This is a genomic window from Streptomyces actuosus (assembly GCF_016921115.1).
Lineage (GTDB): Bacteria > Actinomycetota > Actinomycetes > Streptomycetales > Streptomycetaceae > Streptomyces > Streptomyces actuosus_A.
The window spans coordinates 128,959-144,339 of the sequence record NZ_JAFFZS010000004.1 but is presented as its reverse complement, the minus strand read 5'-3'; the positions used below and the strand labels follow the sequence as shown (position 1 = coordinate 144,339).

General features: G+C 70.3%; 9 protein-coding genes, 1 tRNA gene and 1 pseudogene. 9 read left to right on the top strand and 2 right to left on the bottom strand.

The annotated features are described in order from the left end of the window. Positions 1–657: 657 nt before the first annotated feature. Positions 658–3,384 (bottom strand): DNA polymerase I, encoded by a 2,727-nt coding sequence (gene polA, locus JS756_RS07580; protein WP_205382219.1) that lies wholly within the window; start codon positions 3,382–3,384, stop codon positions 658–660. Positions 3,385–3,924: 540 nt separating this feature from the next. On the opposite strand from polA, the gene JS756_RS07575 reads away from it, so the two are divergent. The 7 genes from JS756_RS07575 (at position 3,925) to JS756_RS07545 (ending at position 13,549) form a co-directional block, all read left to right on the top strand. Beyond that, positions 3,925–6,204 (top strand): FdhF/YdeP family oxidoreductase, encoded by a 2,280-nt coding sequence (locus JS756_RS07575; RefSeq protein WP_205382218.1) that lies wholly within the window; start codon positions 3,925–3,927, stop codon positions 6,202–6,204. Between the two features lie 60 nt (positions 6,205–6,264). After that, entirely contained in the window at positions 6,265–6,738 is a 474-nt protein-coding gene (locus JS756_RS07570) for a PaaI family thioesterase (RefSeq protein ID WP_205382217.1), read from the top strand. Between the two features lie 961 nt (positions 6,739–7,699). After that, positions 7,700–8,932 (top strand): branched-chain amino acid ABC transporter substrate-binding protein, encoded by a 1,233-nt coding sequence (locus JS756_RS07565; RefSeq protein WP_205382216.1) that lies wholly within the window; start codon positions 7,700–7,702, stop codon positions 8,930–8,932. Between the two features lie 134 nt (positions 8,933–9,066). Continuing rightward, entirely contained in the window at positions 9,067–9,999 is a 933-nt protein-coding gene (locus JS756_RS07560; RefSeq protein WP_205382215.1) for a branched-chain amino acid ABC transporter permease, read from the top strand. A gap of 5 nt (positions 10,000–10,004) precedes the next feature. After that, entirely contained in the window at positions 10,005–11,834 is a 1,830-nt protein-coding gene (locus JS756_RS07555) for a branched-chain amino acid ABC transporter permease (RefSeq protein WP_205382214.1), read from the top strand. Positions 11,835–11,840: 6 nt separating this feature from the next. Then, positions 11,841–12,836: an ABC transporter ATP-binding protein gene (locus JS756_RS37535; RefSeq protein ID WP_205382212.1), complete on the top strand. Its 996-nt coding sequence runs from the start codon at positions 11,841–11,843 to the stop codon at positions 12,834–12,836. Beyond that, positions 12,833–13,549, top strand: coding sequence for an ABC transporter ATP-binding protein (locus JS756_RS07545; RefSeq protein WP_205382211.1), 717 nt, complete (start codon positions 12,833–12,835; stop codon positions 13,547–13,549). Before JS756_RS37535 ends, JS756_RS07545 begins: the two co-directional genes overlap by 4 nt. Positions 13,550–13,636: 87 nt before the next feature. On the opposite strand, the gene JS756_RS07540 is transcribed toward JS756_RS07545, so the two are convergent. Continuing rightward, positions 13,637–14,296, bottom strand: coding sequence for an ANTAR domain-containing response regulator (locus tag JS756_RS07540; protein ID WP_205382210.1), 660 nt, complete (start codon positions 14,294–14,296; stop codon positions 13,637–13,639). Positions 14,297–14,392: 96 nt separating this feature from the next. Between JS756_RS07540 and JS756_RS07535 the strand changes: the two genes are divergently transcribed. Then, a tRNA-Leu gene (locus tag JS756_RS07535) sits at positions 14,393–14,476 on the top strand. An 82-nt stretch (positions 14,477–14,558) separates the two neighbouring features. After that, positions 14,559–15,351 (top strand): annotated as a pseudogene (locus JS756_RS36600) (helix-turn-helix domain-containing protein). Positions 15,352–15,381: the final 30 nt, after the last annotated feature.

The following is a 15,381-nucleotide window of genomic DNA, read 5'->3' as shown; positions in this document are numbered from 1 at the left end:
CACTGCGAGGGGCCTTCTCGCGGGGGCCAGCCGGGTGACCGGTCGGGCCGGAACGGGGGTGATCCGGGTCGGCCCGCGCCGGGGGGACGGGCCGGACGCGGGCACGCCGACGCGGGGACGCGGGGACGCGGGAGCGTCCGGAGTGACCGTGGCAGGGGCCGGAACCGGCGGGGCGGAACCCGGCCGGGTCGCGGGCCGCGGAACAGCGGCGTGCGGGCCGCGGTCGGGCGGGAGCCGCCGGCGCCGCAGCGACGGACGGTGGTGGTGGTGGTGACCGTTGATGTGCCGGTGGCAGCCGGTGCCGGTGCAGCGCTGACAGCTGCGGTCGCCGTCTGCGCGTCGGTGACAGCCGGCGTTGCGGTGGCGGCCGGAGGTGCGGAGCGGGCAGTGCCCGGCGTGCGGTCGTCGAGGCGGAGCGGCAGGGCCTGCGGCGGGCGCGGGCGGAAGGGCTCCACGCCGAACCCCCGCGGCGAAGGGGCCCCGGCGGGCGGCGGACGCCGGCGCCGCGGCCGGGAAGGGCCCGCGGCGCGCGACGCCCGGAGCGGTACGTCGCCGCGCGGTCGCACGACCTGGTACTCCCGCAACGGGTCGTGCGCCGCTTCGCGCGGCTCCGCGCCGGACGCCGTGGGCCTTCCGGCAGTCCGTGCCGGCGCAGGGTCAGTGTGCCGCGGACTCCCAGTCCGGGCCGACACCGACCGATACGTCCAGGGGGGCGTGCAGATGGACGGCTCCCGCCATCTCGCGGCGGACGAGTTCCTCCACCGCGTCACGCTCGCCGGGCGCGATCTCCAGGACGATCTCGTCGTGCACCTGGAGCAGCATGCGGGAGGTGAGCGCGGCCGCGCGGAGCGCGCCGTCCACCTTGAGCATGGCGATCTTGACGATGTCGGCGGCGGTGCCCTGGATCGGCGCGTTGAGGGCCATCCGCTCGGCTGCCTCGCGGCGCTGGCGGTTGTCGCTGTTGAGGTCGGGCAGGTAGCGGCGGCGGCCGAAGAGCGTCGCCGTGTAGCCCGTCGCCCGTGCCTCGTCGACGACCCTGTGCAGATAGTCCCGGACCCCGCCGAAACGGTCGAAGTAGGCGTCCATCAGGGCACGGGCCTCGGCGGCCTCGATGTTCAGCTGCTGCGACAGCCCGAACGCCGACAGGCCGTAGGCCAGGCCGTACGACATCGCCTTGATCTTGCGGCGCATCTCGGCGTCCACCGCCGACCGCTCCACGGCGAACACCTGGGAGGCCGCCGTGGTGTGCAGGTCCTCCCCGGAGGTGAACGCCTCGATCAGGCCCTCGTCCTGGGACAGATGGGCCATCACCCGCAGTTCGATCTGGCTGTAGTCGGCGGTCATCAGGGACTCGTAGCCCTCGCCGACGACGAAGCCGCGGCGGATGGCGCGGCCCTCGTCCGTGCGGACCGGGATGTTCTGCAGGTTCGGGTCGGTGGACGACAGCCGTCCGGTCGCCGCGACCGTCTGGTTGAAGGTGGTGTGGATCCGGCCGTCCGCCGCGATCGTCTTGATCAGGCCCTCGACGGTGACGCGCAGCTTGGCCTGCTCGCGGTGCCGCAGCATGATGACCGGCAGTTCGTTGTCGGTCTGGGTGGCCAGCCAGGCCAGCGCGTCCGCGTCGGTGGTGTAGCCGGTCTTGGTCCTCTTCGTCTTCGGCAGGCCGAGTTCGCCGAAGAGGACCTCCTGCAGTTGCTTGGGCGACCCCAGGTTGAACTCGTGTCCGGCCGCGGCGTGCGCCTCCTTCACCGCCTGCTGCACGGCGCCCGCGAACATCTGCTCCATGGCCTCCAGATGGGCCCGGTCGGCGGCGATGCCGTGCCGCTCCATGCGGGCCAGGAGCACGGACGTGGGCAGTTCCATGTCCTGCAGCAGGTCCGCGGCGCCGACCTCCTCCAGCCTGGTCCGGAAGGCCTGGCCGAGGTCGAGGACGGCACGGGCCTGGATCATCAGCGCCTCGGCCTCCGCGCCGTCGTCGGCACCGAAGGCGAGCTGCCCGTCGGCCGCTGCGGCCGGGGCCAGCTCGCGGCCCAGGTACTCCAGGGACAGCGCGTCCAGGTCGAAGGAGCGGCGGCCCGGCTTGACCAGGTAGGCGGCGAGGGCGGTGTCCATGGCGACGCCGTCGACGCTCCAGCCGTGCTCGGCGAACACGCGCATGGCGCCCTTGGCGTTGTGCAGGACCTTGGGCCGGGAGGCGTCGGCCAGCCAGTCCGCGAACGCCCGCTCGTCGGCCTCGTCCAGCTGCGACGGGTCGAACCAGGCGGCGGGTCCCCGGTCCGTGGCGAGGGCGACCTCGGCCACCGAGCCGGTACCCAGCGCCCACGAGTCGACGGTGGCGACGCCCAGGGCGTCGTCGGCGTGCTCCGCCAGCCACGGGGCCAGCTCCCCGGTGCCCAGCACCGTCCCGTCCAGCTCCACCCCGTCGGCGACGACCGGTGTCGTCTCCGCCTCCTCCGCGCCCGGGTCGACGGCCAGCAGCCGCTCACGCAGCGAGGGATTGCGGATCTCCAGGGTGTCCAGGATCATCGCGACGGCCTTGCGGTCGTAGGGCGCGCGCTCCAGGTCGGGGACGGTCCGGTCCAGCTCGACGGTGCGGACCATCTCCGTCAGCCGGCGGTTGAGCTTGACCGCCTCCAGGTGGTCGCGCAGGTTCTGCCCGGCCTTGCCCTTGACCTCGTCGACCCGCTCGACGAGGTCCGCGAACGAACCGAACTGGTTGATCCACTTCGCGGCCGTCTTCTCGCCGACCCCGGGGATGCCCGGCAGGTTGTCGGACGGGTCGCCGCGCAGGGCCGCGAAGTCCGGGTACTGAGCGGGCGTCAACCCGTACTTCTCGACGACCTTCTCGGGGGTGAAGCGGGTGAGCTCCGACACGCCCTTCGTCGGGTAGAGCACCGTGACGTTCTCGGTGATCAGCTGGAAGTTGTCGCGGTCGCCCGTGACGATCAGCACCTCGAAGCCCTCGGCCTCGGCCTGCGTCGCGAGCGTGGCGATGATGTCGTCGGCCTCGAAGCCGTCGACGGCGAAGCGGGAGACGTGCATCGCGTCGAGCAGCTCGCCGATCAGCTCCACCTGCCCCTTGAACTCGTCCGGCGTCTTGGAGCGGTTCGCCTTGTACTCGGTGAACTCCTGCGACCGCCAGGTCTTGCGGGAGACGTCGAACGCCACTGCGAAGTGCGTCGGCGCCTCGTCACGCAGTGTGTTGGCCAGCATCGACGCGAAACCGTAGATCGCGTTCGTCGGCTGGCCGGTCGCGGTGGTGAAGTTCTCCGCGGGCAGCGCGAAGAACGCGCGGTAGGCCAGGGAGTGCCCGTCCATGAGCATCAGGCGCGGGCGGCTGCCGCCGGGGGTGCTGTCGGTCTTCTTCGATGCTGTCTCTGCCACGCACCCGATCCTGCCACGGCCCGGTGACAGTCGGCCGCCACCCGCGGGCGGCCGGTCCCGGCCCCGTGGCGGCAGGGCCGCCCACAGCCCGGCCGAAGCAGACCCGTCCGGACCGGCGGCCGTGCCACGGCCCGCCTGCGCAGCGGGCCCGTCGGCGGAGACCGGTCCGGACGGCCACGGACCGCCTGCGGCCCGGGCGGCGTCCCGCGCGGCCGCCGGTCCGGGCACAGGGCGCGCCGGAATCCCGACCGGGACGGGACCACGAAGCGCGCCTCGCCGGGCGGGACGGCGCTGCGGCAATCGGTCCGCGAGAGACCCGCGGGACACCGGCGCCCGCCCGGTCGGTGCCGCCCGGCACCGATCCGAGGCCGCCGACCGCCCTCACCACGCGGGGCCCCGGCAGGAGCGGGGAACGAGGGGGCGCGCCGTCCACCGCGAGGCGGCCCGGAGCTGTGCGCGGAGCCCGCCCGCCCTGGTGGTCGGTGGCGCGTGCGAGGATCGGAGACGTACTTCACACGTGTACCCGAAGGAGAGTGCGCGATGGCGACGAAGCCGCCGAAGGGCGATCCGGTCCAGGACGCGCCGCAGGTCAGCGCCCCCCAGCACGCGGCGGCGGGCCTGCCGGCCGTCGGGCACTCGCTGCGCATGGCCCAGCAGCAGATGGGCGTGAGGCGCACCGCGCTGACGCTGCTGCGGGTGAACCAGAAGGACGGCTTCGACTGCCCGGGCTGCGCCTGGCCGGAACCGGAGCGCCGGCACGCGGCGGAGTTCTGCGAGAACGGCGCGAAGGCGGTCGCCGAGGAGGCCACGCTGCGCCGGGTCACCCCGGAGTTCTTCGCCGCGCACCCCGTGACCGATCTCGCCACTCGCAGCGGCTACTGGCTGGGGCAGCAGGGCCGCCTGACGCACCCCATGTACCTGCCAGAGGGCGCCGACCGCTACGAACCGGTCACCTGGGAGCGCGCCTTCGACATCATCGCCGAGGAGATCACCGGCCTCGGCTCCCCGGACGAGGCCGTCTTCTACACCTCGGGCCGCACCAGCAACGAGGCCGCGTTCCTCTACCAGCTGTTCGCCCGGGAACTGGGCACCAACAACCTCCCCGACTGCTCCAACATGTGCCACGAGTCGTCCGGCTCGGCCCTGTCTCAGACGCTCGGCGTCGGCAAGGGCAGCGTGCTCCTGGAGGACCTGTACCAGGCCGACCTGATCATCGTCGCCGGGCAGAACCCCGGCACCAACCACCCGCGCATGCTCTCCGCGCTGGAGAAGGCCAAGGCCGGCGGCGCGAAGATCATCAGCATCAATCCGCTGCCCGAGGCCGGGCTGGAGCGCTTCAAGAACCCGCAGACACCCAAGGGCCTCACCGCCGGCGCCACGCTGACCGATCTGTTCCTGCAGATCCGCATCGGCGGCGACCAGGCCCTCTTCCGCCTCCTGAACAAGCTGGTCGTCGAGACCGAGGGAGCCGTCGACGAGGCCTTCGTCCGCGAGCACACCCATGGCTACGAGGAGTTCGCCGAGGCGGCCCGGGCCGCCGACTGGGACGAGACGCTCGCCGCCACCGGCCTCACCCGCGCGGAGATCGAGCGGGCGCTGGCGATGGTGCTCGCCTCCCGGCGCACCATCGTCTGCTGGGCCATGGGCCTCACCCAGCACAAGCACGCCGTACCGACCATCCGCGAGGTGGTCAACCTCCTGCTGCTGCGCGGCGCCGTCGGCCGTCCCGGCGCGGGCGTCTGCCCGGTGCGCGGGCACTCCAACGTGCAGGGCGACCGCACCATGGGCATCTTCGAGCGGCCCGCGCCGGCGTTCCTGGACGCGCTGGAGAAGGAGTTCGGCTTCGCCCCGCCGCGCGAGCACGGGTACGACGTCGTCCGGGCCATCCGCGCGCTGCGCGACGGCGAGGCGAAGGTGTTCTTCGCGATGGGCGGCAACTTCGTCTCCGCCTCCCCCGACACCGACGTCACCGAGGCGGCCGTGCGCCGTGCCCGGCTGACCGTGCACGTGTCGACGAAGCTGAACCGCTCGCACGTCGTCACGGGCGCGCGTGCGCTCATCCTGCCCACCCTCGGCCGCACCGAGCGCGACCGGCAGGGCAGCGGCGAGCAGTTCGTGACGGTCGAGGACTCCATGGGCATGGTGCACGCCTCCCGGGGCCGGCTGGAGCCAGCGGGCCCGCAGCTGCTGTCCGAGCCGGCGATCGTGTGCCGCCTCGCGCGCCGGGTGCTCGGCGGGCGCAGCGTGGTGCCGTGGGAGGAGTTCGAGAGGGACTACGCCGCGATCCGGGACCGCATCGCGCGCGTGGTGCCCGGCTTCGAGGACTTCAACGCCCGCGTGGCGCGTCCCGGCGGCTTCACGCTGCCGCACGCGCCCCGCGACGAGCGCCGCTTCCCGACCGCCACCGGGAAGGCCAACTTCACGGCGGCGCCGGTGGAGTACCCGCGGCTGCCGCAGGGCCGGCTGCTGCTGCAGACGCTGCGCTCGCACGACCAGTACAACACCACGATCTACGGCCTCGACGACCGCTACCGGGGCATCAGCAACGGCCGCCGGGTCGTCCTGGTGCACCCGGAGGACGCGCGGGAGCTGGGCGTGGCCGACGGGTCCTACGTCGACCTCGTCGGCGAGTGGAAGGACGGGGTGGAGCGGCGGGCTCCCGGGTTCCGGGTGGTGCACTACCCGACGGCCCGGGGCTGTGCGGCGGCCTACTACCCGGAGACCAACGTGCTGGTCCCGCTGGATGCCACCGCGGACACCAGCAACACCCCGGCCAGCAAGTCCGTGGTGGTCCGTCTGGAACAATCGGCGACCGACTGAGCGTTTGCTTAAGTCACCGCTGTACCTGGATCGACGGATCGACGAACGGAGCCGGGCCCCATGGGCGAGCAGCAGCACGTGAAGTTCCCGCAAGAGGTCATCGACGAGTACGCCGCCCTGGGCGTCGACCTCCAGGCCCTGTTCTCGGCGGGCCACCTCGGCACCCGCATGGGCGTCCAGATCCTGGAGGCCTCCGCCGACCGCGTCGTGGGCACGATGCCGGTGGAGGGCAACACCCAGCCCTACGGGCTGCTGCACGGCGGCGCGTCCGCCGTCCTCGCCGAGACCCTCGGCTCCGTCGGCTCGATGCTGCACGGCGGAACGAGGAAGATCGCCGTCGGTGTCGACCTGAACTGCACCCACCACCGCGGTGTCCGCTCCGGCCTGGTCACCGGAGTGGCGACGCCGGTGCACCGGGGGCGCACCACGGCGACCTACGAGATCGTCATCAGCGACGAGCAGGGCCGCCGCGTGTGCAGCGCCCGCCTGACCTGCCTGCTGCGCGACGCCGCCCCCGCCGGGACGGACGGCTGACCGAACACGCCGCACCCGCGCTCCAGGGGCCGGGACGACACCCCGGCCCCTGGAGACGCTCACCGCGGGGATGTTCCGAACACCGGGCGGGCGAGCACCCGCCGCACCCGGGCCGCTCGGCCCGGAGCTCCGACAGCACGCGAGCCCCAGCGCTCCCCGGGCCCGAAACCCCACGACTCGGGGAGCCGCAGCCCAACTCCCGCCACCGGGGGCCCGGGCCCGGACACCGCCGCGCATCCGGACGGCCACCGGCGCCGCTCCGCGCCGTACCCAGCGCAACGGCGGGGCGTCAATCCACGGAGCATCGAACCGGCCAACTCCCGCCCGAACGCATACTGTTCGGAGGCACCGTGCGCACCCTGCGGCGCCGGCAATGGATGACTGCCCATCAGCCACCCCACACACAGCGTGAGTTGATTGCACAACGGACCGGCGAACAAGGGTCGATCCCCTGGCGCGCCTTTCCGGACAAAGTCAGTTTCCCGACGCAAGATCACCATCATCTTGCATGTCACGGAATGCGGAAAAGTGCCAAGGAATGCCAGATTCCCTTTCGCGCACGTAACCCTGCGTAATGCGTACGCAATGGGGGACCCTGCCTCAGCGCCGGCGCCCCCACCCCCACTCGACCTGCACGGACCTCACAAGTCGCCCGTAGCAACGAATCCAGGTAATCACCAAAACCCTTGAGACACCTGAACCGATCACGGCCAGTCCTGCAAGTTCTCACCATGCGGACGGGGCGAATCGGCCGTAATTCCGCCGTTCCCCCCACTCAGTACCGCTCTGCATTACCTCGTGTCATAACAAGAGCGTCACAGCCTTCGTCAGACCCTCCTCGACTTCCCCACACCCGCTTAGAGTCACGCCCAGTCACCGCGCCGTGGGAATGTCTATCGGCCCGGCGCTCGACTCGGCCGCCTCCACGGGGATGCGGCTGTGCCAGCGGAAAGGACAGATCGTGCGTCAACGTTCGCTCATCGCCATCACCGCCGCGCTGGCGGCGGGAGCTCTCACCCTCACCGCTTGCGGCTCGCGCGACGACGACGGCGGCTCGAAATCCGGAAGCGGCGGCACCAAGGTCGTCATCGGTGTCGACGCCCCGCTCACGGGCGACCTGTCCGCAATCGGCCTCGGCATCAAGAACTCCGTCGACCTGGCCGTCAAGCAGGCCAACAAGCAGAAGCTCGTCGACGGCGTCACCTTCGAGGTCCAGGCCCTGGACGACCAGGCCCAGCCGTCGTCCGGGCAGCAGAACGCCGTCAAGCTCGTCGCCGACAAGAACGTCCTCGGCGTCGTCGGCCCCCTGAACTCCTCCGTCGCCGAGTCCATGCAGAAGGTCTTCGACGACGCGAAGCTGGTCGAGGTCTCCCCGGCCAACACCAACCCCGCCCTCACCCAGGGCACCAACTGGGCGACCAGCAAGGCCCGCACCTACAAGTCGTACTTCCGCACCGCGACCACGGACGCCATCCAGGGCCCGTTCGCCGCGCAGTACGTCTTCAACAAGGCCAAGAAGAAGAAGGTCTTCGTCATCGACGACAAGAAGACCTACGGCGCGGGCCTCGCCGGCACCTTCACCGACGAGTTCAAGAAGCTCGGCGGCACCGTCGCGGGCACCGAGCACATCAACCCCGACGCCAAGGACTTCTCCGCGGTCGCCACCAAGGTCAAGAACTCCGGCGCCGACGTCGTCTACTACGGCGGCGAGTACCCGCAGGCCGGCCCGCTCAGCAAGCAGATCAAGGCCGCCGGGGCGAAGATCCCGGTCGTCGGCGGCGACGCCCTGTACGACCCGACGTACATCAACCTGGCCGGCGCCACCAGCAACGGCGACCTGGCCACGTCCGTCGGCGCCCCGCTCGACGAGCTCCCCTCCGCCAAGGAATTCCTCGACAACTACAAGGCCGGCGGCTACAAGGAGGCGTACGGCGCCTACGGCGGCTACGCCTACGACTCCGCCTGGGCGATCATCGAGGCCGTCAAGAAGGTCGCCGAGGACAACGGCGGCAAGCTGCCCTCCGACGCCCGCGCCAAGGTCACGGCGGCCATGCAGGGCATCTCCTTCGACGGAGTGACGGGCAAGGTCTCCTTCGACGAATACGGTGACACCACCAACAAGCAGCTCACCGTCTACGCCGTCGAGAACGGTGCCTGGAAGACCGTGGAGTCCGGTACCTACAGCGGTAACTGACCCCCACCCGCACCACACCTGAGCCGCGCGGGGCGCTGTTCCACTGGCGCCCCGCGCGGACTCGCATCCGGACACATCACTCCCCGGACATACGGCCCATCCGTCGAAACATCCGAAATCTCGGAGGACATGCGGTGAACGAACTGCCGCAGCAGCTGGTCAACGGCCTGCTACTGGGATCCATGTACGGGCTGGTCGCCATCGGCTACACAATGGTCTACGGCATCGTCCAGCTCATCAACTTCGCCCACGGCGAGATTTTCATGACCGGCGCCTTCGGGGCGTTCACGGTCTACATGTACGTCCTGCCCGACGGCACCTCCATGGCAATCGCACTGCCACTCATGCTCATCGGCGGCATCATCGTCGCCGTCCTCGTCGCCGTCGGGGCGGAACGGTTCGCCTACCGCCCCCTGCGCGGCGCCCCCCGCCTCGCCCCCCTCATCACCGCCATCGGCCTCTCCCTCGCCCTCCAGCAGGGCGTGTGGGCCTGGTACCCCGACGCCACGTCGGCTCTGAAGTTCCCCCAGATCAAGGGTGGCCCCTTCGAGATCGGCAACGTCACCATCCAGACCGGCGACATCTTCCTGATGATCGCCGCCCCCCTCAGCATGGCGATCCTCGCCTACTTCGTCATGCGCACCCGCACCGGCCGCGGCATGCAGGCCACCGCGCAGGACTCCGACACCGCCAAGCTCATGGGCGTCAACACCGACCGCATCATCGTGATCGCCTTCGCTCTCGGCGCGGCCTTCGCAGCGGTCGGCGGCATGGCCTACGGCCTCAAGTACGGCCAGATCGACTTCCGCATGGGCTTCATCCTCGGTCTCAAGGCCTTCACCGCAGCCGTCCTCGGCGGCATCGGCAACATCTACGGCGCCATGATCGGCGGCATCGTCCTCGGTGTGGTCGAAGCCCTGTCGACCGCCTACATCGGCGACATCCCCGGCATGGACAAGTTCGGCAGCCAGTCCTGGGCAGACGTCTGGGCGTTCGTACTCCTCATCCTCGTGCTCCTCCTCAGGCCACAGGGCCTGCTCGGCGAGCGCGTCGCGGACAGGGCGTGACACCGATGACCACACAGACCACCGTTCCCGAAACCCCCAGCACCCCCGCCGCGACCACCCCCAGCGGCCTCATCGGCGGCATCCCCCCGACCGTCGCCCGCGCCCTCGCCACCGGCGGCGGCATCCTCGCGGTCGTCTCCACCTTCCTCGCCTGGACCTGGACCGCCGAATTCCCCGGCGACCTCACCGTCTACGGCTACCCGGGCGGGCTCCAGGTCCTCGTCCTCATCGGCGGCATCCTCACCACGCTCTTCGCCCTCTCCTCCTACCAGGTCAAGGGCCTGCGCTGGCTGACCCCCGCCGGCGCCGACGGAGCCCTCAAGCTCGCCGCCCTCGGCACCTTCGCCACCGCCTGGTACACCGTCCTCGCCATCAGCGCCAAGCTCGGCGGCCTGGTCAACCTGGAGCCCGGCGGCTGGCTCGTCGCCGTCGCCACCCTCGTCTCCGTCACAGGCGCCGCCGCCCTGCCGTTCGAGCGCCCCGAACCGGAGCCCTTCGACCCCGACGACACCGGCTGGGAGACCTACCGCCACCAGGTGCGCCACGGCATCGCCATCCTGCGCGCCGCCGTCGCCTCCGGCACCCCCACCCCGGCCCGCAGGCTGCCCGCCTACGCCGAGATCCTCGTCATCGTCGCCGCCATGGCCCTCGGCCTGATCGTCTTCACCTACGGCATCGGCACCGAGTACGACCAGCTGTTCATCGGCTTCCTCATCACCGTCGGCTTCTGCTTCGCCGCACTCGCCAAGTCCGGCCTCATCAGCCGCATCTCGGCCATCACCGCCCGGCACCGCGTCATCACCATGGCCGGCGCCTTCATCGCCGCAGCCCTCTTCCCCTTCACCCAGTCCGACGACCAGTACGCGACCATCGGCGTCTACATCCTCATCTTCGCCACCGTCGCCCTCGGCCTGAACATCGTCGTCGGCCTCGCCGGCCTCCTCGACCTCGGCTACGTCGCCTTCCTCGGCGTCGGCGCCTACACCGCGGCCCTGGTCTCCGGCTCCCCCGCCTCACCGCTCCACGTCCAACTCCCCTTCTGGGCCTCCGCCCTCCTCGGCGGAGCCGTCGCCATGGTCTTCGGCGTCATCATCGGCGCCCCCACCCTGCGACTGCGCGGCGACTACCTCGCCATCGTCACCCTCGGCTTCGGTGAGATCTTCCGCGTCACCGTCCTCAACCTCGACGGCACCTCCGGCCCGGACATCACCAACGGCTCCAACGGCATCTCCTCCATCCCGAACCTGAACATCCTCGGCTTCGACTTCGGCCAGGAACACAACATCCTCGGGTTCACCATCGCCCGATTCGCCAACTACTTCCTGCTGATGCTGCTCATCACGCTCATCGTGGTCGTGGTGTTCCGCCGCAGCAGCGACTCCCGCATCGGCCGCGCCTGGGTCGCCATCCGCGAGGACGAGACCGCCGCCCTGGCCATGGGCATCAACGGCTTCCGCGTCAAGCTCATCGCCTTCGCCCTCGGCGCCACCCTCGCCGGCCTCGCCGGCGCCGTACAGGCACACGTCACCTACACCGTGACCCCCGAGCAGTACCAGTTCGCCCACGTCGTCCCGCCCAACTCGGCCTTCCTGCTCGCCGCGGTCGTCCTCGGCGGCATGGGCACCATCAGCGGACCCCTCGTCGGCGCCGCACTGCTCTACCTCATCCCCGCCAAGCTCCAGTTCCTGGGCAACTACCAGCTCTTCGCCTTCGGCCTCGCCCTCGTGCTGCTGATGCGCTTCCGCCCCGAGGGACTCATCCCCAACCGGCGCCGCCAGCTGGAGTTCCACGAAGACGCCGAAGCGCCCACCGTGCTGAGCAAGACAGGGGCCTGACCTGAGATGACCACCCAAACCACCACCAGCGGCGAGACCGTCCTCGACGCACGCGGCGTCACCATGCGCTTCGGCGGCCTCACCGCCGTTCGCGGCGTCGACCTCACCGTCAACAGCGGCGAGATCGTCGGCCTCATCGGCCCCAACGGCGCCGGAAAGACCACCTTCTTCAACTGCCTGACCGGCCTCTACATCCCCACCGAGGGCGAAGTCCGCTACAAGGGCGACGTCCTGCCGCCCAAGTCCTTCAAGGTCACCGCAGCCGGCATCGCCCGCACCTTCCAGAACATCCGCCTGTTCGCCAACATGACCGTGCTGGAGAACGTCCTCGTGGGCCGCCACACGCGGACCAAGGAAGGCCTCTGGTCGGCCCTGCTGCGCGGCCCCGGATTCCACAAGGCCGAGCGCGCCTCCCGCGACCGCGCCATGGAACTGCTGGAATTCGTCGGCCTCGCGGAGAAGGCCGGCCACCTCGCACGCAACCTCCCCTACGGCGAACAGCGCAAGCTCGAGATCGCCCGAGCCCTCGCCAGCGAGCCCGGCCTCCTCCTGCTCGACGAACCCACCGCCGGCATGAACCCCCAGGAGACCCGCGCCACCGAGGAACTCGTCTTCGCCATCCGCGACAAGGGCATCGCCGTCCTCGTCATCGAGCACGACATGCGGTTCATCTTCAACCTCTGCGACCGCGTCGCCGTCCTCGTCCAGGGCGAAAAACTCGTCGAGGGCGACAGCGCCACCGTCCAGGGCGACGAACGCGTCGTCGCCGCCTACCTCGGCGAACCCTACGAAGGCGACCCCGGGCAGGACGAGGCAGCCGAGGTCGAGGCAGCCGAAGCCCACGCCACACGGTCCCACACCGCCGACACCGAAGCCGAGGCCACCGAAGCCGAGACCACCGAGGCCGAAGCCCCCGAGGCCGAGACCACCGAGGTCGAGACCGCCGAAGCAGACGCCGAGGCCACCACGGACGCCGCGCCCGGCAAGGAGAACGACCGATGACCACCCTCCTCGAAGTCGAAGACCTCCGGGTCGCCTACGGCAAGATCGAAGCCGTCAAGGGCATCTCCTTCAAGGTCGACGCCGGCGAGGTCGTCACCCTCATCGGCACCAACGGCGCCGGCAAGACCACCACCCTGCGCACCCTCTCCGGCTTGCTCAAGCCCGTCGGCGGCCAGATCAAGTTCAACGGAAAATCACTCAAGAAGAGCCCCGCCCACCAGATCGTCCAGCTGGGACTCGCCCACTCCCCCGAGGGGCGGCACATCTTCCCCCGCATGACGATCGAGGACAACCTCCGCCTCGGAGCCTTCCTGCGCAGCGACCGGCAGGGCATCGAGAAGGACATCCAGCGCGCCTACGACCTCTTCCCCATCCTGGGCGAACGCAGGAAGCAGGCAGCCGGCACCCTCTCCGGCGGCGAACAGCAGATGCTCGCCATGGGCCGCGCGCTCATGTCCCAGCCCAAGCTGCTCATGCTCGACGAACCCTCGATGGGCCTCTCCCCCATCATGATGCAGAAGATCATGGCCACCATCGCCGAACTCAAGGCACAGGGCACCACGATCCTGCTCGTCGAACAGAACGCCCAGGCCGCCCTGTCCCTGGCCGACCACGGCCACGTCATGGAGATCGGCAAGATCGTCCTGTCCGGCACCGGCCAGGACCTCCTCCACGACGAGTCCGTCCGGAAGGCCTACCTCGGCGAGGACTGACCCCTCACGACACGGGCGTGGGGCCCCCCCCCCCGGGGGGGGGGCCCGCCCCGGGGGGGGGGGGGGCCCACGCCCGTGTCGAAAAGGTCACTTCCCCTTCGCGGCCTTCTTCTCGTCCGCGTCCTGGATGACCGCCTCCGCGACCTGCTGCATCGACATCCGCCGGTCCATCGACGTCTTCTGGATCCACCGGAACGCCGCGGGCTCCGTCAGCCCGTACTCCGTCTGGAGAATCGACTTCGCCCGGTCCACCAGCTTGCGCGTCTCCAAGCGCAGCGTGAGGTCCGCGATCTCCTTCTCCAGCTCCTTCAGCTCCGTGAAGCGGGACACCGCCATCTCGATCGCCGGCACCACATCGCTCTTGCTGAACGGCTTCACCAGATACGCCATCGCACCGGCGTCCCGCGCCCGCTCCACCAGATCGCGCTGCGAGAACGCGGTGAGCATCAGCACCGGCGCGATACGCTCCTCGGCGATCTTCTCGGCCGCGGAGATGCCGTCGAGCCTGGGCATCTTCACATCGAGGATCACCAGGTCCGGCCGGTGCTCCCGGGCCAGTTCCACGGCCTGCTCGCCGTCACCGGCCTCACCGACGACCGTGTAGCCCTCCTCTTCCAGCATCTCTTTGAGATCGAGCCGGATCAGGGCCTCGTCCTCGGCGATGACGACACGGGTCGTCAGCGGGGGAACGTGCGACTTGTCGTCGTCGGGCACGTCTACGGGCTGGGGCGACTCGGGGGCGGTCACTGAGGCTCCTTGGTCCAGGGCAGGCGGTACTGCTTCCAAGAGCCTACCTAGCTGAACCCGCGGGCGGTCACCGGGTACACTCCGATCAGTACTGTCGCCGGGTTGGCGGAACAGGCAGACGCTGATGTCTCAAACACATCTGTCCGAGAGGACGTGCGGGTTCGAGTCCCGCACCCGGCACCGTTGAAGCGGAAGGCCACGTTCGCGTGGCCTTCCGCTTTTTTCTGCACAGCGTCACGGTCGGTGACTCACAGTGGAGCACATGGACCTCCATGGCACTGACGTACGACAGCTGGCCGTCTCACTGCTGCGCAACGGAGCGAGGAATGCGGACGTGGCACGCGAGCTCGCCGTCCCCCCGGGAACCATCAGCTACTGGAAGCACATGGACCGAGCGAAGCGCGGCGAGTCCCCCGGCCGTCCCCACCCGCCCCCGTGCCCTCGCTGCCAGGGCGGTTTGGACGACAGGGCCCACGGCTACCTCCTGGGCCTGTACCTCGGGGACGGGCACATCGTCCAGAACCGCGCCATGCGGGCCCCCAGCCTCTCGATCACCTGCGCGGCGGCTCATCCGGGGCTTGTGGACGAGTGCGCACGCACCATGAGCCTCGTCTTCCCGGACAACTCCGTGTGCAGAGTCCGCCGAAAGGGGTGCTGGGAGGTGAAGGTGTACTCACTGCACCTGAGATGCCTGTTCCCCCAGCACGGCCCCGGCCGGAAGCACGAACGCCGGATCGTGCTCGAACCCTGGCAGCGGCGGATCGTCTACGCCCATCCGTGGGAGTTCGTCCGCGGCCTGATCCACTCCGACGGGTGCCGTATCACCAACTGGACCACCCGCACCGTCGGCGGCGAACGCCGGCGGTCGGTACACCTACCCGCGCTACTTCTTCACCGACACGTCGGACGACATCCGAGCTCTCTACACGGGAACTCTCGACAGGCTCGGCGTCGCATGGACGCACTGCCGCCGCAACGGCACCGCGTTCAACGTCTCCGTCGCCCGCAGGGCCTCCGTGGCGCTCATGGACGCCCATGTCGGCCCCAAGCACTGAGACCGAAGCAGGGCCCCGGTGACGGGCGCC